Below are 1,683 nucleotides of genomic sequence, written 5' to 3'. Positions count from 1 at the left end.
TTCAACAAGGCGATGTTCTGGTTATCACAGGTACTCGTAAAGCCATTGGTCAGTTGAAAGGTGACTCTGTTGGCTCTGAAGTTGTGCTTCCAGAAGAGTACGAAGTCATTGAAGAGAACCGTCAGCTTATCGCAGACAACAAACAACTGATTGGCCGTACACTAGGTCAAATCAAATCAGAAGCGAACAAAGGCACTTACCGTGGTGTTTATGTGACTGACTACCTTCGCGAAGGTGTATCAATCCCAGTTCACGCTGACCTTGTTGTTAAGAAAAATGATGTTATTCAATTAACTGGCTCACCAAGCGATATTAATCGTGTTCAAGGTACAATCGGTAAGCCAATGAACTCAGCAACAATGACTGACTTCATTGTACTAGGCATGGGTATGGTATTGGGTCTTTTGATTGGCCTAATCAACTTCAAAATTGCAGGTATTCCGGTCACTATCGGCTCTGGTGCAGGCTGTCTAGTGTCAGGTCTGATTGTTGGTTGGTTACGCAGCCGTAACCCACATGTGGCGCAATTCCCAGAATCAGCAGCAAGCTTTATTCGCGACTTCGGTCTAGCAGCATTCGTGGGTATCGTTGGTCTTGAGGCTGGCCCTCAAGCGGTAGACACCATCAAAGAACACGGTATGAGCCTACTATTCTTGGGTGTTGCGGTAACCATCATTCCACAGATTATTTCGTTCTTCTTCTCTTACTTTGTTTTGAGAATCAAAAACCCAATTGAAGCACTTGGTTGTGTGACTGGTGGTCGAAGTGCAAACCCTGCGTTTGCGGCATTGATGGAAAAAACAGGCAATGCAACTCCAGTATTCTCATTCACAGTGACTTACGCAGTAGCCAACGTGCTATTGACCCTTTGGGGACCAATCATCGTCGGCATTATCTCCGTCAACGCTGGTATGTAATTCAGACTATAACGTCAGTCTAAGACGTCAATCCAATTAAAACACTAAGCGATTCCCTGGCCAAACATAGGGAAGGGGATCGACTTGCTAAAATTTATGAAAGTAAGGTATCTATTATGACTACTCAAACTCCAACTATCGATTTTTCAAAATTCGCTGACCTAAGCCCATTCGAGCTAAAAGACAAACTGATTGAAGTGGCGCAAGCTGTGCCAGATCGTGCACTTCTTGATGCAGGTCGTGGTAACCCTAACTTCCTAGCAACGCTACCTCGTAAAGCATTCATCCGTCTTGGTGAGTTTGCGGTAGCAGAAGCAGAGCGTAACTACGCTTACCTAGGTGGTGATTTCGGTGGTATCCCTGATGGCGTCGGCATCGTTGAGCGTTTCGACACGTTCGCAAGCCAATATGCAACAGACAAAGGCGTTGATTTCCTACGTCGTGCACTAAGCTACGCAAAAGACCGTCTAGGCATCGAAAAACAAGCGTTCCTAAACGAGCTAGTACTGGCTTACCTTGCGTGTAACTACCCAGTGCCACCACGTATGCTAGTGAACATCGAGAAAGTGGTTAAACAATACATCGCAGAAGAGATGTACGGCCCAATGCCAATGACGACTAACTTTGACCTGTTCGCAACAGAAGGCGGCACTGCGTCAATGACGTACACGTTCGCAACCATGTTCAACAATGGTCTATTGAAAAAAGGTGACAAAGTTGCGCTAATCACGCCAATCTTTACCCCTTACCTAGAAATCCCAGAGCT

At 45.8% G+C, this 1,683-nt stretch carries 1 protein-coding gene and 1 pseudogene; both read left to right on the top strand.

The window, feature by feature from the left end:
• Window positions 1-917 (top strand): TrkA C-terminal domain-containing protein (locus tag AB6E52_RS22970; protein WP_372189990.1); only part of this gene is annotated, 917 nt, incomplete at its 5' end.
• 116 nt (window positions 918-1,033) lie between these two features.
• A pseudogene (locus AB6E52_RS22965) lies at window positions 1,034-1,683 on the top strand (bifunctional aspartate transaminase/aspartate 4-decarboxylase); the annotation flags it as partial.

Origin of the sequence: Vibrio sp. 10N.247.311.13 (assembly GCF_041467595.1) — a bacterium.
Lineage (GTDB): Bacteria > Pseudomonadota > Gammaproteobacteria > Enterobacterales > Vibrionaceae > Vibrio > Vibrio crassostreae_C.
The sequence above is the reverse complement of the archived record's forward strand: the minus strand, read 5'-3'. Positions and strand labels throughout refer to the sequence as shown.